Origin of the sequence: Halomonas sp. OfavH-34-E (assembly GCF_024124525.1) — a bacterium.
In the GTDB taxonomy this organism is placed as follows: domain Bacteria; phylum Pseudomonadota; class Gammaproteobacteria; order Pseudomonadales; family Halomonadaceae; genus Halomonas; species Halomonas litopenaei.
This window is the reverse complement of the sequence record NZ_JAMXRY010000009.1, coordinates 25,456-47,064: the sequence shown is the minus strand read 5'-3', so window position 1 is coordinate 47,064 and position 21,609 is coordinate 25,456. Positions and strand designations below refer to the sequence as shown.

Sequence of the window (21,609 nt, the reverse complement as noted above, 5' to 3'; positions counted from 1 at the left end):
AGTAATGGGACGAAAAGTGGTGGCCACCAGTCCAGTGTCGAGGTCGGTATCGACCACCTAGCTTCAAGGAGCCATACGCGAATTTCGACCCACCCAAGGACAGGAGACTGTCATGAATACCGATTCCGAAACAGACAATGCGAGCACCTACACCTCGATCGACAGTCCACACGACCATACCCCGACCGCCGGTCTGATCAGGTCGGTGGTTGACGAAGAGGGCCTGCCCGGCGGCATTCGAGGTGGCGTAGGCGACGCCTTGACTTTCCAGAGCTTTACTGCCGCTCGTTTGAACTATGACGTCGGTAACGACGGCGTGAGCTCCTTCACCTGGCACACCGCCGGGCTGCCGGCACTGACTTCCGGCGGCGTCCCGATCAATTGGCAGCTCAGTGGCAACGGTCGTTCGCTGGAAGGTTTCGACGACAACGGTGACCGCGTTATCTGGATACTGCATGGCCCTGAAACGGCCTATTACAAGTTGTTTGTCGAAGGTCCGCTGGACCACCGCAGCAGTACGTTTGAAGACGATATCAAGTTCACGGTGGGCTACACCGTCACCGATGGGGACGGCGACAGCGCTGACGGAGCTGTGCAGATCATCATCGATGACGACAGCGGAATCGCCCATGACGACAGTGCCACTACCGCCAGCGGCACGCCGGTGCGTGTGGATGTGCTGGCCAACGATGAGCATGGTGCCGATGGCCCGGGCGATGTCATCAGGGCCAGCGTTCAGGGTGGTGCTGGCGTCGGCAGCGTCACCATCAACCCCGACAGCACCCTGACCTTCGTCCCGCACCAGGGCTTCGCCGGTGACGCAGTGATCGACTACAACGGCACCGATGGCGACGGTGATATCACCTCGGCGTCACTGACGGTCGATGTGATGGCGGGCCGGGAAGCTGGCGAACTCTATGTCGGTGACAATGGGGATAATCATGGGTCGACCGGCCCGGGTGATGACGTCCTGATCGGCGACCTGGGCGGCAAGCAGGGATTGATTGCGTCAGGTGTCGACTACAACATCTCGATCCTGATCGACGAGTCCGGCAGCATGCGCCAGCCGTCCGGCACGGATGGTCTTAGTCGGCTACAGCTATTGCAGCAGAACGTCAATCTGTTGCTCACACGTCTGGCGGGTCACGACGGAAATGTGGACGTACAAGTGGTGCGTTTTGACGACAAGGCGCATTCACCCAGAGCGGTCGATGGTCTGAACGAACATAACGTGGCTGGCCTTATCGCTTACGTCAACGGTGCGGCGGCCCAGGGCTCCACCAACTATCAGGCAGCCCTCTCCGCCGCCAGAAAATACCATGTCGCAAAGGAAGATGAAGGTGACAGGTCGCTGACCCTGTTCCTGACCGATGGTCTCCCGACAGCCTACCGGGAGGGTGGACACATCGTGGAGAGCGATGTGGCGGGGGCCTTTACCCCTGTCCACAAGGCGTATCAACAGTTCCTTCAACTCGGTCGGCTGTCCGAGGTGCATACCTTCGGCATCGGTGAAGAGGTCGCGGGGGAGCCGGATCCTGCGGGTCTGCTGCGCAAGGACTATCTGGACATCTTCGACAATACCGAGACCCAGGGGACTCGCACCATCACCCTGCAGGACGGCACCGAGTGGACGTCACCCGCCGGTGAGTCGGTCATCGTCAACACCCAGGAGGTACTGAACGCCGCGCTGGCGCAGGGTGGCCCCGACGCACCGCTCGAGGTGCTCGGTGACGATGTGCTTGCCGGCGGGGTGAAGGCCGATATTCTGTTTGGCGACACCGTCAACTCCGACCACCTTCGCTGGAGAGACGGCGATACCCACGAGAGCTTTGCCGCCGGCAGCCACGACGGCCTCGGCTACGAAGGGCTGACCGAGTACCTCAAGTGGTCGGTTCACCATGGCAATGGCGCCGAGGCGAGCGATGCCGAGATCATTGCCTATATCCAGGACCACTACCGGGAGCTGATGGATACAGACCGTGTCGATGGCGGCAACGATACCCTGCTTGGGCAAGGGGGGGGGCGATGTGCTGATCGGCGGTGGTGGTGACGACGTGCTGATCGGCGGTCGCGGTGGCGACGTGATGTGGGGCGGCTTTGGCGCCGACACCTTTGGCTACGAGGCGGGGGATGCGGGCAGTGTGCGCAGGCCTGCAGAGGACGAGATCAAGGACTTCACCCTGGGCAACACCGCCCGCAACCCCGAGGCAGATCGGCTCGATCTGTCTGATCTGCTCGATGACGCCCGTGACCACCAGGTGTCGGACTTCCTGCACGCCAGTCAGGAGGGTGGCGATACTGTCATCGCGGTCAAGTCTGATGGTGGTATCGGCGCACACGGCGCCGGCGCCGATCAGTTTATCGTCCTCGCCGGCGTGCGCATGGGCGGAGCATCCAGCGACGCCTTCCTCGATCGATTGATCGACCATGGACAGCTCGAGGTGGAATAGGCGCTGGCCCATTCGCCGGCGCATGCTCACGCATGCGTCGGCGGATGGCGAGAGGGTCGCTTCGCTTCACTAGGTGTCGTTGACGTCGCCTGAAGGCCGCCTGACGCTGCCGCGCAGCATCGGCGTGACTGGCAGGGTGATCTGCTGTGGTGGGGTGTCCGGCTGGTCGATCTGGGCCAGCAGCAATTCGGTGGCACGCATGATCATGGTCTGTACCGGCTGCTGCAGGGTCGTCAACGAGTGGCTCGGCCAGGCGGCCATGGGCACGTCGTCGAAACCGATGACCGAGACGTCCTCGGGCACCTTGAGGCAGAACTCGCTCTGGATGACTTCCATGGCGGCGATGGCCATCAGGTCGTTGGCGGCAAACAGGGCGTCGGGCGGCGTGGTGCTGGCGAACAGCAGCCGGGTGGCCTGGCAGGCGCTGGTGTATTGATAGTGGCCGATGCCGCTGTCGTGAAGCGCGGCCCCCATGGAGGCCAGGCCCTCGACAAAGCCTGCTCGACGCTGGATGTCGGTGGAGGAATCGACCAGGCCAGACAGGTAGGCGATGCGGCGATGGCCCAGCGAGACCAGGTGGCGGCCCGCCCAGTAGCCGCCCTGGAAGTTGTCACAGGCGACCTGGCTGATGCCCGCGTAGTCGACCGTACGGTTGATGATTACCACCGGAATGCCGTAGTCGCAGACCAGAGCCGCCTGGTCGTCATTGAGGGTAATTGCCAGCATCAGGATGCCTTCGACCTGGCTTCTCAGGATGTCGTCGAGCACGTCATCGAAGCCGTCGCTGCTGGACGCCGAGAACAGCAGCAGGTGGTAACCCTGCTGCTTGAAGAAGCGGGACGCCTTTTCCAGCATATAGCTGTAGAAGGGATTCTCGAGGCTGTAGACGACCACCGCGATGGTGCGACTCGATCGCGTGATCAGAGAGCGGGCGATGGTGTTGGGCCGATAGCCAAGTTGCCGCGCCGCTTCCATGACCTTCTTGCGGGTCTTGTCCGACACCTTGGCATCCGGCGAAAAGGTCCGGCTGACGGCAGACTGCGAGACCCCGGCAAGACGGGCGACATCGTGTGAGGTGACGGATTTCTTTTTCATCGAGTCATGTCGTGTCGGGTGGCAGAAATGGCCGGCGATCACGCCGGCTCGACAGGCTCCAGAGACGCATAGGCGGCGATCTTGTCGGTGTAGACGCTGGCATTTTCGCGCACCGACTGTATCTCGTCCTCGGTCAGTTCTCTGACCACCTTGGCTGGACTGCCGACGATCAACGAGCCAGGGGGAAAGCGCTTGCCCGAGGTGACGAGCGCGCCGGCGCCGATGATACATCGATCACCGATGTCGGCACCGTTGAGTACCGTGGCATTCATCCCCACCAGCACGTCATCGCCGATGCGGCAGCCGTGCAGCATGGCCAGGTGACCCACCGTGACCTGGCGTCCCATGGTAACCGGATAGCCGGGGTCCGAGTGAACCACACAGCCGTCCTGCAGGTTGCTGTCGTCTCCCACCACGATAGGCGCATTGTCGCCACGAAGCACGGCCCCGGGCCACACGCTGACGCGCTCACCCAGGCGTACGTCGCCGATCAGCGTGGCCTCGTCGAACACCAGTGCGCTGGCGGCGATATCGGGGGCCTCGCCCCCGAGTCGATACAGGGTCATCGTCCGTCTCCCTAGAAGCCGACCTGGTCGGCGCCCTTGAGTCCCAGCATCTGACGCGCTTCGTCCGGGGTCGCCACCTCAAACGACAGACCCTCGAGGATCTCGCGCACCTTGGCGACCTGGCTTGCGTTGGTCTCGGCCAGCTTGCCCGGGCCCAGCCACAGCGAATCCTCGAGCCCGACCCGCACGTGTCCCCCCATGGCGGCGGCCTGGGCGGCGATGCGCATCTGGCTGCTGCCGGCGCCCAGCACCGACCACTCGTAGGCGTCGCCGAACAGCCGGTCCGCGGTGCGCCGCATGTGGATCACGTCCTCCGGGTGAGGACCGATGCCACCGAGGATGCCGAACACGCTCTGGACGAACACGCGGCCGCCGATGACGCCGCGGTCGAGCAGGTTGCGCAGGGAATAGAGGTGTCCGATGTCGTAGCACTCGCACTCGAAACGGGTACCGTTCTCGGCGCCCAGGGTCATCGCCTTCTCGATGTCGGCGAAGGTGTTCTTGAACACCAGGTCGCGACTGTTCTCCAGGTGCTCACGCTCCCACTGGTGCTCAAGCGACGCGTAGCGGTCGAGCATCGGGAACAGCCCGAAGTTGATCGAGCCCATGTTCATGGAGGCAAGCTCGGGCTTGAACTCCATGGCCGGGCGCATGCGCTCCTCCACCGTCATGTGCGGACTGCCACCGGTGGTGAGGTTGATGACCGCGTCGCAGGCGTCCTTGATGTGGGGCAGGAAGCGCTCGAACATGGCCGGGTCCTGGGTCGGCTTGCCGTTGTCGGGATCACGCGCATGCAGGTGCAGAATCGAGGCGCCGGCCTCGGCGGCGGCGATGCCTGCCTCGGCGATCTCTTCCGGGGTGACCGGCAGGTGCGGCGACATGGACGGGGTGTGGATCGCGCCGGTGACCGCGCAGGTGATGATGACCTTGCGTTGCTTTGCCATGGGTCGGGTCCTTGAATGATGGATAGGCGGGTAAGGTGGGACAGTGGCTGGTCTGGGTCCGTCGTTGGCCCGGGTCAATCGTTTGCCAGCGTCTGCTGGTGGGCGATCAGCGCCATCAGGCGTCGGTCGCGCCAGGCCTGTCGCTCGCCCAGGCGCTGGGCTGGCAGTTGTTGACGGCGCTGCTGGTCGAGTGCCGCCAGGGTCGTGGCTTGCCAGGGATCGTCGTCACCGCGCTCGCGGTCGACGTCGCGATACAGCGGCCCATAGCGGTTGCCATAGTCGACCACGCCATCGGGCGCATTGAGGTCGATGGTCTCGAAGGGCCCCATGAACGACCAGCGCAGGCCCAGCCCGTGCTTGACCGTCTTGTCCAGATCCTCGGCGGAGCACACCCCGTCTGCGAACAGTCTCAGCGCCTCGTTGAGCAGGGCGCCTTGCAGGCGATTGAGCACGAAGCCAGGGACTTCCTTGTTGACCAGGATCGGTGTCTGCCGGGCCTGCTCCATCAGCGCCATGGTGGACGCCACCGCGGCTTGCCCGGTGGCCGGCGCCGGCACCACTTCCACCAGCGGGATCAGGTAGGGGGGATTGACCGGATGGGCCACCAGGCAACGGTCAGGGTGATGGAGGTGATCGGTGAAGCGCGAAGCGGCGATACCGGAGGTCGAACTGGCCAGCACCGTGTCCTTGGCCACCACGGCTTCAAGGTCGCTGTAGATGCGCCGTTTGGTCTCGACATCTTCCGGCCCGCACTCCTGCACGTAGCCGACCCCGGCCATGGCCGATGCCAGGTCGCTGTCGTAGCGGATACGCGACATCGCCCGCTCCGGGTCCTCGATCAGCCCCGCCTGGTGGAGGTCGTCGAGGGAGGTGGCGATGGCGTCGCGGGCCCGCTCGAGCGCCTCGTCTGCGGCGTCATGCAGGCACACGTCGATGCCGGCTCGGGCGAACACGATGGCCCAGGCGCGGCCGATCAGGCCGGCGCCGAGAATACCTACGGGTCTGGTCATAAGGAGGCTTCCGTGGTCACAGGGATTCGACGTTGGCGCAGACGCTGAGTGCCTGGCCGCTGATGTTGGTGCCCCCCGGCGCCGCCAGGAACAGCGCCATGGCGGCGATATCGGTGGGCTCGACCATGCGCCGCATGGAGATCTTCGACAGGTTCTCCGTTTCCATCTCGGCGTAGCTGATGCCGCGCTTGGCGGCGCGGTCCTCGATCACCTTCTCGATGCGTGGCCCGCGCACGATGCCCGGGAGGATGGCATTGACCCGCACGCCGTCCGGGCCGAGCTCGCAGGCCAGGCTCTTGGTCAGGCCGACCACCGCCCACTTGCTCGCGGCGTAGGGCGTGCGGTAGGCGAAGCCAAGCCGTCCGGCTACCGAGGCCAGGTTGACCAGCAGTCCCTGGCTTTCGCGCAGCAGCGGCGCGGCGCGGTGGGCGACGCGGTACTGGCCGTTCAGGTTGATGTCGATGGTCTGGGTCCAGCTTGCGTGATCGATCTCGTCGATGCCCGCGGTGGGGCCGGCGATCCCGGCGTTGTTGACCACCACATCGAGACCGCCGAGTGCGCGGGCGTCATCGAACAGGCGGGCGACCTCGTCCTCGCGGCTGACGTCGCAACGGGTATGGGTGATGCCGTCTGGCAGGGCGGCCAGGGCCTCGCTGTCGATGTCGCAGACGTGGACCCTGGCGCCGGCCTGGACGAAGGCCTTGGCGATGGCCAGGCCGATGCCGGAGGCGCCGGCGGTGACCAGCACGCGCAGTCCCTGGCGCGGGGTGAGGCTTTCAACGACGTTCATGGTGTTCTCCTTGTGTGGGGTCACAGCGACGGCAGCCAGGTGGACAACACCGGCAGCAGGCTGATGATCAGAAGGTTGGCGAGCACGATCGCGACGAAGGGCATGACCGCCCAGGTCAGACGAGCGATGCCGATGTTGGTGATCTGGGAGGCGACGAAGAGGTTGAGCCCGACCGGCGGGGTGAACATGCCCATGGCCAGGTTGACCACCATGATGATGCCGAAGTGGATCGGGTCGAAGCCGTAGCTCACCGCGATCGGCAGCAGGATCGGCACGAAGATCAGGATGGCGGCGGCGGCTTCGATGAACATGCCGGCCAGAAGCAGCAACAGGTTCGCCAGCAGGATGAACAGAAGCGGGCTGTCGATGGCCGAGATCACGAAGTCCGAGATCATGTCGGGGACCCGCAGGCTTTGCAGGATGCGCCCATAGAGCCCGGCGGCGCCGATGATGCTGAGCACCACCGCGGTGGTCACGGCGGATTGCTTGAGGATGCCGACCAGGCTTGCGAACTTGATCTCGCGGTAGATCAGCGTGCCGATGACGAAGGAGTAGGCGACCGCGATGACGGCGGCTTCGGTGGGCGTAAAGACACCCCCATAGATGCCACCGAGGATGATCACCGGCATCAGGATGGCCAGAATCGCCTTTTTACCGGCGCGAAAGACGTCGCCGAGCGAGCTTTTTTCTCCGCCGCCAAGCCCATTGGCACGGGCAAAGAAGTAGGCAAACACCAGCAGGGTCAGGGTCACCAGGATGCCCGGCAGAATACCGGCGATGAACATGTCGCCCACCGAAACGTTGGCGGCGATGCCGTAGAGAATCAGCGGGATGCTGGGCGGGATGATCACGCCGAGGGCGCCGGAGGCGGCCTGGTTGGCGGCGGCGTAGCCACCGGGATAGCCCTTGGACAGCATGGCGGGAATCAGGATGGCGCCGATCGCGGCGGTGGTGGCGGCGCCGGAGCCGGAGATCGCCGCGAAGAACAGCGACGTGACGATGGCCACCATGGCCAGGCCGCCGGTCATGCTGCCCACCAGAGTGTTGGAAAAGTCGACCAGACGCTTGGAGATGCCGCCACCCTGCATCAGGTAGCCCGCCAGGATGAAGAACGGGATCGCCATCAACGGAAAGGAATTGACCGAGGCCAGCATCTGCTGGGCGACGATCAGCATCGGCATCAGGTCGCCATGCCAGACGGTGATGGCCGAGGCCAAGCCCAGCGAGAAGGCGATGGGGACGCCAAGAATGAACAGGGAAATCAGCAGGACGAACAGTAACAGTGCCATGGTCAGTTCACCTCCTGATGGTGGTGGACCGGTTGGCCCAGGGCTTCGTCGATCAGCAGGCCGAGGCTATTGACCATGATCACGATGCCGCCTGCCGGGATGGCGAGGTAAGGCCACATCATCGAAATACGGGTGCTGGGGGCGGTCTGGCTGGAGACCCGGCCGACCAGCTCGAAGCCGTACTTGATCATGACGAAGGCGAACACCGCCGAGCACAGCACAACCAGGATGCGCATCAGGCGGCCCACGCGTTCACCGCAATACTCCAGCACGATGTCGACCGAAATCAGGGTGCCCTTGCGGTAGGCGTAGCCGGCACCGATAAAGGTCAGCCAGAGCATCGAAAAGCGCGCGATCTCGTCGGAGAAGAACAAGGGACTGCCGACCACGAATCGGGCGAAGACTTGCCAGAAGATCAGTACGGTCATGACCAGCAGCAGCAGCGCCAGGCCCCAGCCGATCAAGCGGTTGAAGTGCCCGATCCCGGCGTTGACGAATTGCAGGAAGGATTGCATGGGATGCCTCGCAGGAAGAGACGGCGCCCGCCTTGCCATGGGCTCGGCGGGCGCCTTGTTGCTTAGTGGTCGAAGTTGATCGCGGCGTCGACCAGGTCCTCGCCCACGGTCGGTGCCCACTTGTCGATCACCGGACGGACGGCCTCACGGAAGGGGCCCAGGTCCGGCTCGGTCACGGTCATGCCGAGTTCCGCCAGTTCGCCCTTGTAGCGCTGCTCCAGCTCCTGGCTGGCCTCACGCTGCACCGGCAGTGCGATCTGCGCGGCTTCGAGGATGATCTGCTGATCTTCTTTGCTGAACGAGTTGAACAGGTTCAGGCTCATCATCAGCGGCGCCGGCGAATAGACGTGCTGGGTGATGTTCAGGTAGTCCTGGACCTCGTAGAAGTTGACGTCGTAGATGGTGGCCAGCGGGTTTTCCTGGCTGTCCATGACCCCCTGCTGCAGCGCGGTGTAGACCTCGGTCCAGGCCATCGGCGTGGCGTTGGCGCCCAGCGCTTCCCAGGTGTCCACCTGAACGCGGCTTTCCTGGGTGCGGTGATTGATGCCGTCGAGATCGCTCGGGTGCTCGAGCGGGCGTACCGAGTTGGTGTTGTGGCGGAAGCCGTTTTCCATCCAGGCCAGGAACTTGACGTTCATCTGCTCTTCGGCGAGTTGAGCGAGCTGTTCGCCGTGTTCGCTGTCGAGGAAGCCGTAGGCGTGCTCGTGGTCCTCGAAGATGTAGGGCAGGTCAAACAGCAGGAACTCGTCGACAAAACCGCCCATGGGACCGGTAGAGGCGATGCCGGCGTCGATGATGCCAAGCCCCATGCCTTCGATGACCTCACGTTCGGCGCCCAGGGCGTTGTCGTAGTGAGGTTCGATGGTCAGACGGCCATCCGACAGGCGCTCAAGTTCCTCGCCGAACTTGAGGATACCGATGCCCTGCTGTGACTCGGGTCCCAGCGGCAGGCTGACGTCGATGGTGCGTTCCTGCTGGGCCAGGGCGGTAGCGGACAGGCCAAGACCGACAGCGGCGGTCAGGGCGGTCAGGCTGAAGGGAAGGGGGTGAAAGTGGCGCATGGAGCTCTCCTGTTGTCGTTGTGAGCCCCTGGCCGGCAGCGAGGGGCAATCGGCGGCGCTCGAGGTGGTGGCGCTGCGGAGTGCACACTTGTAAATCCAAACGACATACGTATTCAACAATAGAAAATTCCATGATCCATGTATGTGAAGTAAGTTGCTGAATAGTAATTAAATATACTTTAGTTTAATTTAGTGACTACGTAGTCTTTTTTTTGTGGATTGATGGGTGGCGTGCGCGCTCTGTAGCGTCGGGTAGCGCCTGGGGCAAGTGACGTCAGGTGGCCTGAAGTGGAGTGAGCTGGCGTGAGGTGGAGTGGGCTGGAGTGAGCTGGAGTGTGCTGGCGTGTGCTGGCGCGAGGTGAGGGCGGCTCGTTCATGGGCTCGCACCAGGCGCTCGACAGCGTCACATCAAGCTGTCATCTGGTGGTGATTGACTACACTGTCGCCAGGTCGGTGGCACGCCTTGACGTCCACCTCGGCGACGCACAGGCAAGGGGCGAAAAGCCGTGGCGTGAAACGGCAAATCTGGTTAGCATGCGCCGTCCGGTAGTAGGGTAGGGGGCTCGTCGGGTGGACGAGCCTCGTGGGTCGCGATTCGGCTCACCTCGACCGGGCCTATCCATCTTGACGGGTCGTTGTACTCAGGCGGGAGCGTATTGTTATGTCAAAAGTGATCATCATCGGTGCCGGCGGTGTGGGCAGTGTCGTCGCTCACAAGTGTGCGCAGCTTGAATCGGTGTTTACCGATATCCTGTTGGCCAGTCGCACCGAGTCCAAGTGCAAGGCCATCGCCGAGCAGTTGCCGCGCCCGATTCGCACAGCCCAGGTCGACGCCGACAACGTCGCCGAGCTGACTGCCCTGCTCGAAGCCGAGAAGCCGGAGCTGGTCATCAACGTGGCGCTGCCCTACCAGGACCTGAGCATCATGGATGCCTGCCTGGCCGCCGGCGTGCACTACCTCGACACCGCCAACTACGAGCCGCTGGATACCGCCAAGTTCGAGTACAAGTGGCAGTGGGCCTACCAGGATCGCTTCAAGCAGGCCGGCCTGACCGCGCTGCTCGGCAGCGGCTTCGATCCGGGCGCCACCAACATGTTCACCGCCTATCTCGCCAAGCACTACTTCGACGAGATCGAGGAGCTGGACATCATCGACGTCAACGGCGGCGATCATGGCTACCCCTTCGCCACCAACTTCAATCCGGAGATCAACATCCGGGAGGTCAGCGCGGACTGCCGCCACTATGAAGATGGCGAGTTCGTTACCACGCCGCCGATGTCCAAGATGGCGCGTTTCAGCTGCCCCGAAGAGGTCGGTGACTACAACATCTACCGCCTCTACCACGAGGAGCTGGAGTCGCTGTCCAAGCACTTCCCGAGCCTCAAGCGCGCCCAGTTCTGGATGAGCTTCGGCGACAGCTACCTCAAGCACCTGGAGGTGCTGAAGAATGTCGGCATGACCGGCATCGAGCCGGTGGAGTATAACGGCCAGCAGATCGTGCCCATCCAGTTCCTGGCCAGCCTGCTGCCCGACCCCTCCACCCTGGGTCCGCGCACCAAGGGCAAGACCTGCATCGGCACCGTGGTGCGCGGCAAGAAGGATGGCCAGGAAAAGGTCATGTACCTGTACAACATCTGCGACCACCAGGACTGCTACGCCGAGGTGAAGTCCCAGGCGATCTCCTACACCACCGGCGTGCCGGCGATGATCGGCGCCAAGATGATCCTCGAGGGCCACTGGAAGCGTCCGGGCGTGTGGAACATGGAACAGTGCGATCCCGATCCGTTCATGGCCGACATGAACGAGTACGGTCTGCCGTGGAAGGTCATCGAGCTGGATCCGTCGTTCCGTCTGGACGTGCAGAAGGGCGAGGACCTCTAAGGCGTGGAGATCCTTCAGTTCACGGATATCACGCGGCTGGACGCCGAAGCGCTGCCGTCACCCTGCTACGTCGTCGACGAGGTGGCGGTGGAGCGCAACCTGGCGATCCTCGCCGAGGTCGCCGAGGCCAGCGGTGCCAAGGTGCTGTCGGCGCTCAAGGCCTTCAGCATGTGGCACTTCGCGCCGATGGTGTCGCGCTACTTGAGCGGCACCTGCGCCAGCGGCCTGCACGAGGCGCAGCTCGGGCGTGAGCACTATGGTGGCGAGGTCCACGTCTTCGGTGCCGCCTACAGCGACGCCGATCTGGCCGAGATCCTCAAGATCGCCGACCATGTGGTGTTCAACAGCTCGGCCCAGTGGCGGCGGGCCCAGCCGCTGGTGCGCGAGGCGCTGGCGCGTCGTCCGGGGCTGCGCTTCGGGCTGCGCATCAATCCGGAGCACTCCGAGGGCGATGTGCCGATCTATGATCCCTGCGCACCGGGGTCGCGGCTCGGTATCCCGTTGTCCGAGCTCGACGAGCAGAGCCTCGACGGCATCAGCGGCCTGCACTTCCATACCCTGTGCGAGCATGACTTCCCGCCGCTCGAGCGTACCCTGGCGGCGGTGGAAGAGCGCTTCGGCCATCTGCTCGGGCGCATGCAGTGGGTCAACTTCGGCGGTGGCCACCATATCACCCGTCCCGACTACCAGCGCGACGACCTGATCCGCTGCGTGCGTGACTTCGCCGAGCGTCACCAGGTGCAGGTCTATCTGGAGCCCGGCGAGGCGATTGCCATCGGTTCCGGGGTGCTGGTGACCACGGTGCTGGACACGAGCTTCAATGCGCTGAACCAGGCGATCCTCGACACCTCGGCCACCTGCCATATGCCGGACGTGCTGGAGATGCCCTACCGCCCTGGTCTGCTGGGGGCGGGGGAGCCAGGCGAGTACCCGCAAACCTACCGACTGGGCGGGCTGACCTGTCTGGCCGGGGACGTGATCGGCGACTACAGCTTCCCCGAGCCGCTTGAGATCGGTCAGAAGCTGATCTTCAAGGACATGTCCCACTACACCATGGTCAAGACCACCACCTTCAATGGCACGCGCCTGCCGGCCATTGCGGTGTGGAACTCAGAGACCGGTGAGCTCAGGGTGATCCGCGAGTTCGGCTATCAGGACTTCCGCGAACGCCTGTCCTGACCGCAGAGTGGAAGGTGCGAGGCCGAGGTTCGAGTCCGAGGTTCTGGAGCTCGACTGATGCGGATCGTGGTATCGATTCGATCGGACCGTCTTCGCTGCGCAAGACGCCCGCCCCGTTCGGCACTGCCGAGCGGGGCGGGCGTCTTTTCGTCTGCGCCTTAAAAACCTTCGAGCACGATCTTGCCCTTGGCCTTGCCACTCTCGATCAGCGCATGGGCGCGCTTGAGGTTGTCGGCGTTGATGGTGCCGTAGCTGTCGGTGGCGGTGGAGCGAATCCGATCCGTGTCGATCAGCCCCGCCACCTTGTCGAGGATCTCGCCCTGGCGGGCGATGTCGTCGGTGGTGAAGAGCGCGCGGGTAAACATCAGCTCCCAGTGGATCGACACCGCCTTGGGCTTGAACGGCGTGATGTTCAGCGTCTCTGGGTCATCGATCAGCCCGAAGCGGCCCTGGGGGGCGATCAACTCGGCCACCTGGGGGGCATAGTGCTCCGAATAGTTGGTCGAGAAGACGAAGGCTGGCGCACCCAGGCCCAGCGCCTCGACCTGTTCGGGCAGCGGTTGGCTGTGGTCGATCACATGGTGGGCGCCGAGTTCCTTCACCCAGGCCTGGGTCTCCGGGCGTGAGGCGGTGGCGATGATCTGCAGGTCGGTCAAGGCACGCAACAGCTGGATGGTGATGGAACCCACGCCGCCGGCACCGCCGATCACCAGCACCGCACGGGCGGCACCGGGGACCGGATCAAGCACCCGCAGGCGATCGAACAGCATCTCGAAGGCGGTCAGGGTGGTGAGCGGCAGCGCCGCTGCCTGGGCGGTGGGGATGGAGCGAGGCGCATGCCCGACGATGCGCTCGTCGACCAGGTGGTACTCGCTGTTGGTGCCCGGGCGGGAGATATCGCCGGCGTACCAGACCTGGTCGCCCACGGCGAAGCGTGAGGCCTGGTCGCCGACGGCGACCACCTCGCCGACCGCGTCCCAGCCAATTACCGCAGGCTGGCCTTCTTCGGGTGCGCGGGCCTGGCGAATCTTGACGTCCACCGGGTTGACCGAAATCGCCTCGACCTTGACCAGCAGGTCAAAGCCGCTGGCTTGAGGCGTGTCGAGGGTCAGATCGACCAGGGCGTCGTCGCGGTCGATGGGGCCGGGGGCGTGGTAACCGATAGCTTTCATGGGATCTCCCGTTAGGTGTTCATCAATGGCAACACCTTAGCGTGCTATGGAGTCGTGAAACACCGGCGGCCGCCAAACACACTATTCGGAATTCCCGGACAATGACTGGCTCAGATGGCGACAGGTTTTCGCTTTCCTTGGCGTCAGAGACATGACTACACTTGGCGTTTCCCATTGCCCACAGGACGTTGCATGGCAAGCTCGCGGCCCAGCTACGCAAGAATAAAGGAATATCTGCTGTCCGAGATCGAGAGCGGGGCCTACGTCGCCGGTGATCGAATCCCTGCCGAGAATGCGCTGGCCACCCAGTTTGGGGTCAGCCGCATGACCGCCAACAAGGCCATACGCGATCTGGTACAGAAGGGCTTGCTGGTGCGCCGGGTGGGGTCCGGTACCTTCGTCAGTCAGCGCAAGTCTGAATCGTCGCTGTTCGACATCCGCAATATCGCCGACGAGATCCGCCTGCGAGGCGGCGAGCACTCAAGCCAGATCATCGCCTTGAAGGAGGTGGCCGCATCCGAAGAGGTCGCCGTCTTTCTGGGGGTGAGGACCGGGACCCGGGTGTTCTACTCCGAGATCGTGCATCGGGAAAATGGCGTGGCGATCCAGCTCGAGCGACGCCACGTCAACCCGAAGCTGGCGCCGGACTACCTGCAGCAGGACTTCGAGCGCCAGACGCCCAACGCCATCCTGGTGGCGCGCTATCCGGTCACCGATGTCGAGAACAGCGTCGAGGCGATGCTGCCAAGTGACGAGGAGGCGGCGCTGCTGGAGATGTCTCCCAGCGATGCCTGCCTGCTGGTGGTGCGGCGTACCTGGTCAGGAGAGCTGTTGATCAGCTACACCCAGCTTCTGCATCCCGGCAAGCGCTACAAGCTGAACGCCTCCCGCAATACCTGACGTCCCCCTTCGCGTTTTGTCGCTCTTTTGCTGGCGGCTTCCTTCGACACGCCTTTGTTGTGGCTATGGTTCTAGGCGCTGTCCGAAAAGTCGACGAGCGAAGGTTAGACAAGGCAAAAATCGGTGAGAAAGCGCAGTTTACGGGGTGTAAATGAGCATTTTGACCGGGCTGGCGCACCAGCCGATTTTTAACGCCGTATTACCGAGCGCAGGCACTTTTCAGACAAGCCCTAGCTGAGGCGCCGTGCCATGCAGTGCCTGAGCTTTCCACCGTTGTTCTTCTCGCCCATCTGTTCTTCCAGGCTCTCCTGCCACCTGTCCCTCCTGGCTTTCCCTCCTGGCTGTTCCTCCTGACTGTTCCTCCTGACTGTTCCTCCTGACTGTTCCTCCTGACTGTTCCTCCTGACTGTTCCTCCTGACTGTTCCTCCTGTCTCTCTCCTGGCTGTTCCTTCGATCTCTTCCGGCAGCGCTGACGAACGTTTGATGCCCCTCACTCCAGACCTCCCTGGCGTTGCCCTCGATGCCAGGCTTCCGGATGTTCTACGGCTAGAGCCTTCGATGCCGGGGTGGGCCGATAGCGTCTCCAGATGTATATACCAATTTGTGCTGCAAGCGTCTCGTTTCGTCTTTTTTCATCAGACTTTGGTCGAGGAAGAGTCTGGGGTTTTTTTGAAAATACATTATAAAACAATCTATTGTGGTTTTGTGTGAGGAAGGGGTAAGAATGTTTGGGTGGAAAGCCGGTCACTTTAGCGATAGATATGTATATACATATTGAGCGGCCGTCAGCGCTCGATGTCACTGCCAACAACAAGACCGGAGGCAAGACGCTATGCAACCACTCAAGGGGATCACCGTCCTCGACCTGTCCCGGGTGCTCGCCGGGCCCTACTGCACCGCCATGCTGGCCGACCTGGGCGCCGAAGTGGTCAAGGTCGAGTCGGGGCAGGGCGATGACAGCCGTCATATTGCACCTTACGTCGAGGGCGAAAGCCTGTACTTCTCGATGCTCAACCGTGGCAAGAAGAGCCTGTGTCTGAATCTAAAGGACCCCCAGGACCTCGAGCGCTTTCATCGGCTTTGCGAGCGCGCCGACGTGGTGGTGGAGAACTTTCGGCCCGGGGTTACCGAGCGCCTGGGAATCGACGAGGCGACGCTGCGTGCGCGCTACCCCCGTCTCATCTACTGCTCGATCTCCGGCTTCGGTCAGAGCGGTGCCATGCGCGCCAAGCCGGCCTACGACATCATCGCCCAGGCGCTGTCGGGCATGATGGCGGCCACCGGTCCCGATGGCGGCATGCCGACCCGCATCGGCGAGTCGCTGGGAGATGTGTGCGCCGGAATGTTCGCCAGCTGGTCGATCGCGGCGGCGTTGTTCGCCCGTGAACGTGACCCCGAGCGCCAGGGCTGTCACCTGGATGTGTCCATGCTCGATTGCCTGTTCTCGATGCAGGTCACCAACCTGGCGCAGTTCGTCGCCAGCGGCCAGGCGCCTTTTCCTATCGGCAACCGCCATCCGCTGTCGGCGCCCTTCGACAGCTTCGAGGCCAACGATGGCCAGGTAATCATCGCGGTGATCAACAACACGCTGTTTTCTCGCCTGGTTGAGTGCATGCAGGCGCCAGAGCTCGCCGAGGATGCGCGCTTTGTCGACGACGAGCAGCGCTGTCTCCACCAGGCCGAACTCAAGTCGCTGATCGAAGACTGGACCGGCCAGTTCACCGTGGAGGAGGTCTGCGCGCGTCTCGATCAGGCGGGAGTGCCGGCGTCTCCGATCTGGAACATCGCCCAGCTTGCCGAATCCCGGCATGCCGAAGACCGCCAGCTGCTGCTCGATATGGGGCACTGGCGCTCGCCGGCTCAACCGGTGTTCTTCAATGGCCGACGGGTCGTCTGCGATCGCCCCGCGCCGACGCTTGGCCAACACAACGCCTGTCTCGAATCACAGCACCTCGACAAGGAGATCGACGCATGAACTTTACCTTCAATGAAGATGACATCGCCTTCCAGGACGCCGCTCACCGCGTCTGCGCTGAGGTGCTCAAGACCAATGCGGCGCGCTACGACGAAACGCGGGAGTTCTGCCGCGAGAGCCTCGACGCCCTGGGCGAGCTGGGCTTCTGGGGCATGAACCTGCCCGAGCAGTATGGCGGTGTGGAGATCTCGAGCATCGCCATGTCGCTGGCGGTGGAAGAGATCGCCTACCACTGCGCGGCCACCTGTTCATCGCTGACCGCTCACTTTCTGGCCACCGACTCGGTGCTGATCGGCGCCACCGAGGATCAGAAGCAGGCGCTGCTTCCCCAGTGTGCCAGCGGCGAGAAGCTGGGCGCCTTCGCCCTGACCGAACCCGGGGCCGGCTCCAATCCCGCCGAGATGCGCACCCGGGCGGTACGCACCAGCGACGGCTGGCACCTGACCGGCACCAAGCACTACATCACCAACGGCGCCTTCGCCGACTTCCTGGTGGTCTACGCCAAGACCGACCCCGATCAGGGCCACCGCGGCATCTCGGCCTTTCTGGTCGACCGCCACACCGCGGGTCTCGAGTTCTCGAGTCCCGAGAAGACCCTGGGCCTGCGCGGTAGCCATATCTACGAGATCGGCTTCGACTGTGTGCTGCCATCGGATGCCTTGATGGGCGAGGAGGGGGCCGGATTCGCCACCGCCATGGAGGTGCTGGATCGCGGTCGGGTCGAGGTGGCGGCGATGAGCGTCGGTATCTCGCGGGCCGCTCGGGATGCGTCGCTGGCCTGGTCGAAGGAACGCATCGTCGGTGGCAAGCCGCTGTGCCGGCACCAGGGCATCCAGTGGATGCTGGCCGAGATGCACGCCCAGCTCGAGGCCGCCAAGCTGGTGACCTACAAGGCGGCGGACGCGCGGGACTCCGGTCAGCGTTTCAGCCTGGAGTCGGCGGTGGCCAAGCTGGTGGCCTCCGAGGCCGCAGCCAAGGTCACCGACGCCGCGGTGCAGGTCCATGGTGGCTACGGCTACATCTCCGACCTGCCGATCGAGCGCTACTACCGTGACGCCCGCATCACCCGCATCTTCGAGGGCACCTCGGAGATCCAGAAGATCATCATCGGCCGTGCCATCACCGCCTGACCGCCCAGCAAGGGAGATAGCCCATGAAAATCCTTGTCGCGGTCAAGCGCGTCATTGATCACAACGTCAAGATCCGGGTCAAGCCGGACCACTCCGGCGTTGACCTCACCAACGTCAAGATGGCCCTGAACCCGTTCTGTGAAATCGCCGTGGAGCAAGCGGTTCGCCTCAAGGAGGCCGGCGTGGCCAGTGAGGTGCTGGTGGTCAGTGCCGGGCCGAAGGCGGTGCAGGAGCAGTTGCGCACGGCGCTGGCCCTCGGCGCTGACCGTGCCCTGCACATCGACACCGAGGTCGCGCTGGAATCGCTGGCGGTGGCGCACCTGCTCAAGGCGGTCGTCGAGCAGGAGCAGCCGGAGCTGGTGCTGCTCGGCAAGCAGGCCATCGACAGTGACAACAATCAGACCGGCCAGATGCTGGCCGCCCTCGGCGGCATGCCCCAGGGCACCTTCGCTTCCGCCCTGGAGGTAGAGCAGGGCCAGATCAAGGTCACCCGCGAGATCGACGGCGGCCTCGAGACCCTGTCGCTGGCGCTGCCGGCGGTGGTCACCACCGACCTGCGCCTCAACGAGCCTCGTTACGCCAAGCTGCCGGACATCATGAAGGCCAAGAAGAAGCCCCTGGCCGTGACCACGCCCGACGCCTTGGGCGTCGACGTCAGCCCTCGGCTCAGGCTCAAGGCGGTCGAGCCGCCGCCCGAGCGGCAGGGCGGGATCAAGGTGGCCTCGGTGGCCGAACTCGTGGACAAGCTCAAGAACGTCGCCAAGGTGATCGCATGAAGATTCTGGTCGTGGGGGAACATCATCAAGGACAGCTCGGCGAGGCCACCGCGCGGGTAGTCGCCGCCGCCCGGCAGATCGCACAGACCGCAGCGGACCCAAGTGACGTCGATATCGATGTGCTGGTAGCCGGTGAGGGCGTCGCGGGTATCGCCGAGGCGGCGGCAAGGCTTGAGGGCGTCAGCCGGGTGCGGCTGGCCGATCAGGCGAGCCTTGCCCATCAACTGGCCGAGCCCATGGGCGATCTGGTGGCGGCGCTGGTCGGGGACTACACCCACGTGCTGGCTGCGGCATCGACCAGCGGCAAGAACGTGCTGCCGCGGGTAGCGGCGCTTGCGGATGTCGCCCAGCTCTCCGAGGTCATCGCGATCGAGTCCGCCGATACCTTCAAGCGGCCGATCTACGCCGGCAACGCCATCGCCACGGTACAGAGTCTGGACCCGGTCAAGGTCATCACCGTGCGGGTCACCGCCTTCGAGGCGGTGGCCGAGGCCTCAAGCGCAGCACCCATCGAGTCCGTCGACATCACCATCGCCAATCAGCACTCGCACTTTGTCGGCGAGACCCGGGCGGTGAGCGAGCGCCCGGAGCTGGGCGCTGCCAGGGTGGTCATCTCCGGCGGTCGCGGCATGGGCAGCGGTGACAACTTTGCCCTGCTCGAAGGTATCGCCGATACCCTTGGCGGCGCCATCGGGGCGTCGCGGGCGGCGGTGGACGCCGGCTTCGTGGCCAACGACCTGCAGGTGGGGCAGACCGGCAAGGTGGTCGCGCCGGAGCTGTATATCGCGGTGGGTATCAGCGGCGCCATCCAGCACCTGGCAGGGATGAAGGACTCGAAGGTCATCGTCGCCATCAACAAGGATGAGGAGGCGCCGATCTTTCAGGTCGCCGACTACGGTCTTGTCGCGGACCTGTTCCAGGCTCTGCCCGAACTCGACCAGGCACTGGCCGAGCGCTGACGCAGCTGGCCACAGTTCCGTGCTTAACGGCGCTGGCCATTCAACCCCTGAATATCATCCATCCCGCGGGCGCCGATGACGGCGCCGGCACCACCGAGCATCGCCCCCGCGGGCGGTGCTCATCGCAAGCCCCACTGGAGACACAACATGAACAATCCCAAGGTGGCAGCCCCTCCACGCAGCGCTGGCGTGACCTCGCTGGTCGGCAGCCTGATTGGCCTTTGCATCTTCTTTTTCCCATTCCCGACGGCAGATGGCTCGCTGAAGATCCCGCTGGTGATCATCATCGACTATCTGAAGTCTTCGCTCGGCGGGGCCCTGGAGTATCTGACGCTTGGCCTGGTCGCCCTGTTGTGTGTGACCTGGCTGCTGTCACGCCTGGTGGCTTCCTCCGGGGCGCCGTCTCCATGGCGCCGAGCCGTCGCCGCCTACCATGAGAAGGATGGCACCATGACCGGGCTGACCTTCCTGCTGGCGGCGGTGTTCACCTTCATGCTGGTGTTCCAGATCGGGCCCGACTGGCTGCTGCACAAGGATGTCGGTGGGCTGGCGCTGTACCTGGGGGGCAGCGTCTTTCTGACCGTGGCCATCGCCGGCCTGTTTGTGCTGTTTCTGACCGAGTTCGGCTTCCTGGAATTTGTCGGCACCCTGATGGAGCCCTTGATGCGTCCGCTCTATCGTCTGCCGGGCAAGTCTGCGGTGGACGCGGTTGCCTCCTTCGTCGCCGCCCCGGCGGTGGGCATCTTCATCACCAACAAGCTCTATCTGGAAGGCCACTATACTCAGCGGGAGTCGGCCAGCATTGCCACCAACTTCAGTATCTGCAGCCTGGGCTTCTTCGCCCTGCTGGCGTCCATCGGCGGCATCATGGCTTACCTGCCGCACATGATCATCGTCTCCTTCATCATCAACTTCACCCTGGCGGCGCTGATGGTCAGGATTCCGCCGTTGTCGCGCAAGCTCGACGTCTACCATCAGGGCAACACCCAGACGGCTCAGGATCTTGAGGTTTCCAGTGATGGACACATCCTGGCCCGTGCCTGTGGCGCCGCCGCCGAGCGCGCCTCCCAGACTCGGCTCGATGTGTTCTACAAGGGCTTCTGGGAGGCCATCACCTTTGCCCAGAAGATCGTCGCCTACATCCTGGCCATCGCCACCCTGGCGCTGCTGCTGGCGACCTACACCCCGGTATTCGACTACCTGGGCGTGCTGGTGGAGCCGTTGATCTCTGCGCTTCAGCTGCCGGATGCCAGCGCCATTGCCCCCACCGTGCTGGTGTCGATCGCCGAGATCGCGCTGCCGGCGATCATCATCTCCGGCGCCGACGTCGACCCCATGGCGGTGTTCTTCGTGTGCACCCTGTCGTCGGTGCAGATCATCTTCTTCACCGAGAGTGCCAACGCCATGCTGGAGTCGGACATCCCGCTGACGGTGCGTGACCTGGTCGTGGTATTCCTGCTGCGCACCCTGGTGGCCATGCCCATGGTGGCGCTGGCGACCCATCTGCTGTTCTAGGGCTTGTCTGAAAAGTGCCTGCGCTCGGTAATACGGCGTTAAAAATCGGATCAAAATGCTCATTTACACCCCGTAAACTGCGCTTTCTCACCGATTTTTGCCTTGTCTAACCTTCGCTCGTCGACTTTTCGGACAGCGCCTAAGGCTTGTCTAAAGGCTGAGCCTCATCTCTTTGCATCGCCCATTGGCGCTACCGTCCTCCTTCGGTAGCGCTTTTTTATGTCGGGCGCAAGTCGCAGCCGTGGCGACAGGGTCGGGGTAGGCGAGGCTGCCGGCGTGGTGCAGGCGATGGCTTTGCTAGAAAACCGAAAACTGATTGCGCCGCTTGCCGGCTTATCGTCGGCACAGGGCTGCACTAGCATGGGGGAAAACATGTCGCCGCACCGTTATCCGGTGACCG

General features: G+C 63.7%; 19 protein-coding genes. 10 read left to right on the top strand and 9 right to left on the bottom strand.

The window, feature by feature from the left end; all coding sequences use genetic code 11:
• Positions 1-112 precede the first annotated feature (112 nt).
• Both NH448_RS06060 and NH448_RS06050 read left to right on the top strand, forming a co-directional pair.
• A complete protein-coding gene (locus NH448_RS06060; protein WP_253028518.1) occupies positions 113-2,050 on the top strand; it encodes an Ig-like domain-containing protein in 1,938 nt (645 codons plus the stop codon).
• On the top strand, positions 2,007-2,450 hold the full coding sequence (locus NH448_RS06050) for a type I secretion C-terminal target domain-containing protein (protein ID WP_290442686.1): 444 nt from the start codon (positions 2,007-2,009) through the stop codon (positions 2,448-2,450). The genes NH448_RS06060 and NH448_RS06050 overlap by 44 nt, the downstream gene beginning before the upstream one ends.
• A gap of 69 nt (positions 2,451-2,519) precedes the next feature.
• Here the strand turns inward: NH448_RS06050 and NH448_RS06045 are convergent, their stop codons facing one another.
• The 8 genes from NH448_RS06045 to NH448_RS06010 form a co-directional block, all read right to left on the bottom strand.
• Positions 2,520-3,545: a LacI family DNA-binding transcriptional regulator gene (locus NH448_RS06045; RefSeq protein ID WP_045992521.1), complete on the bottom strand. Its 1,026-nt coding sequence runs from the start codon at positions 3,543-3,545 to the stop codon at positions 2,520-2,522.
• A 38-nt stretch (positions 3,546-3,583) separates the two neighbouring features.
• The gene (locus NH448_RS06040) at positions 3,584-4,111 is read right to left on the bottom strand and encodes a gamma carbonic anhydrase family protein (RefSeq protein WP_253028517.1); all 528 of its coding nucleotides are present in this window, start codon (positions 4,109-4,111) and stop codon (positions 3,584-3,586) included.
• 11 nt (positions 4,112-4,122) lie between these two features.
• Entirely contained in the window at positions 4,123-5,055 is a 933-nt protein-coding gene (locus NH448_RS06035) for a 3-keto-5-aminohexanoate cleavage protein (RefSeq protein WP_253028516.1), read from the bottom strand.
• A gap of 74 nt (positions 5,056-5,129) precedes the next feature.
• Positions 5,130-6,065, bottom strand: a complete 936-nt coding sequence (locus tag NH448_RS06030) for a 3-hydroxyacyl-CoA dehydrogenase (RefSeq protein ID WP_253028515.1) — start codon at positions 6,063-6,065, stop codon at positions 5,130-5,132.
• A 16-nt stretch (positions 6,066-6,081) separates the two neighbouring features.
• Positions 6,082-6,855 (bottom strand): SDR family oxidoreductase, encoded by a 774-nt coding sequence (locus NH448_RS06025; protein ID WP_108133687.1) that lies wholly within the window; start codon positions 6,853-6,855, stop codon positions 6,082-6,084.
• A 20-nt stretch (positions 6,856-6,875) separates the two neighbouring features.
• Entirely contained in the window at positions 6,876-8,144 is a 1,269-nt protein-coding gene (locus NH448_RS06020) for a TRAP transporter large permease (RefSeq protein ID WP_045992526.1), read from the bottom strand.
• A gap of 2 nt (positions 8,145-8,146) precedes the next feature.
• Positions 8,147-8,659 (bottom strand): TRAP transporter small permease, encoded by a 513-nt coding sequence (locus tag NH448_RS06015; protein WP_045992527.1) that lies wholly within the window; start codon positions 8,657-8,659, stop codon positions 8,147-8,149.
• A 62-nt stretch (positions 8,660-8,721) separates the two neighbouring features.
• Positions 8,722-9,720 carry a TRAP transporter substrate-binding protein gene (locus NH448_RS06010; RefSeq protein ID WP_108448358.1) on the bottom strand — a complete coding sequence of 333 codons (999 nt, stop codon included), beginning with the start codon at positions 9,718-9,720 and terminating at the stop codon, positions 8,722-8,724.
• Positions 9,721-10,381: 661 nt separating this feature from the next.
• Between NH448_RS06010 and NH448_RS06005 the strand changes: the two genes are divergently transcribed.
• On the top strand, positions 10,382-11,602 hold the full coding sequence (locus tag NH448_RS06005; RefSeq protein WP_045992530.1) for a saccharopine dehydrogenase family protein: 1,221 nt from the start codon (positions 10,382-10,384) through the stop codon (positions 11,600-11,602).
• Positions 11,603-11,605: 3 nt separating this feature from the next.
• A complete protein-coding gene (nspC, locus tag NH448_RS06000) occupies positions 11,606-12,781 on the top strand; it encodes a carboxynorspermidine decarboxylase (protein WP_253028514.1) in 1,176 nt (391 codons plus the stop codon).
• Between the two features lie 158 nt (positions 12,782-12,939).
• Here the strand turns inward: nspC and NH448_RS05995 are convergent, their stop codons facing one another.
• Positions 12,940-13,953: a zinc-binding alcohol dehydrogenase family protein gene (locus tag NH448_RS05995; protein WP_253028513.1), complete on the bottom strand. Its 1,014-nt coding sequence runs from the start codon at positions 13,951-13,953 to the stop codon at positions 12,940-12,942.
• Positions 13,954-14,145: 192 nt separating this feature from the next.
• On the opposite strand from NH448_RS05995, the gene hutC reads away from it, so the two are divergent.
• From hutC to NH448_RS05965, 6 genes are all read left to right on the top strand, one after another.
• Positions 14,146-14,853 carry a histidine utilization repressor gene (gene hutC / locus NH448_RS05990; protein ID WP_108133693.1) on the top strand — a complete coding sequence of 236 codons (708 nt, stop codon included), beginning with the start codon at positions 14,146-14,148 and terminating at the stop codon, positions 14,851-14,853.
• A gap of 833 nt (positions 14,854-15,686) precedes the next feature.
• Complete coding sequence (locus NH448_RS05985) at positions 15,687-16,829, top strand: CoA transferase (protein ID WP_253028512.1); 1,143 nt, start codon at positions 15,687-15,689, stop codon at positions 16,827-16,829.
• Positions 16,826-17,959, top strand: a complete 1,134-nt coding sequence (locus tag NH448_RS05980) for an acyl-CoA dehydrogenase family protein (protein ID WP_253028511.1) — start codon at positions 16,826-16,828, stop codon at positions 17,957-17,959. The genes NH448_RS05985 and NH448_RS05980 overlap by 4 nt, the downstream gene beginning before the upstream one ends.
• A gap of 23 nt (positions 17,960-17,982) precedes the next feature.
• Positions 17,983-18,735: an electron transfer flavoprotein subunit beta/FixA family protein gene (locus tag NH448_RS05975; RefSeq protein WP_253028510.1), complete on the top strand. Its 753-nt coding sequence runs from the start codon at positions 17,983-17,985 to the stop codon at positions 18,733-18,735.
• On the top strand, positions 18,732-19,694 hold the full coding sequence (locus tag NH448_RS05970; RefSeq protein WP_253028509.1) for an FAD-binding protein: 963 nt from the start codon (positions 18,732-18,734) through the stop codon (positions 19,692-19,694). The genes NH448_RS05975 and NH448_RS05970 overlap by 4 nt, the downstream gene beginning before the upstream one ends.
• A 147-nt stretch (positions 19,695-19,841) precedes the next feature.
• Positions 19,842-21,209, top strand: coding sequence for a nucleoside recognition domain-containing protein (locus tag NH448_RS05965; protein ID WP_253028508.1), 1,368 nt, complete (start codon positions 19,842-19,844; stop codon positions 21,207-21,209).
• The last annotated feature ends 400 nt before the right edge of the window (positions 21,210-21,609 follow it).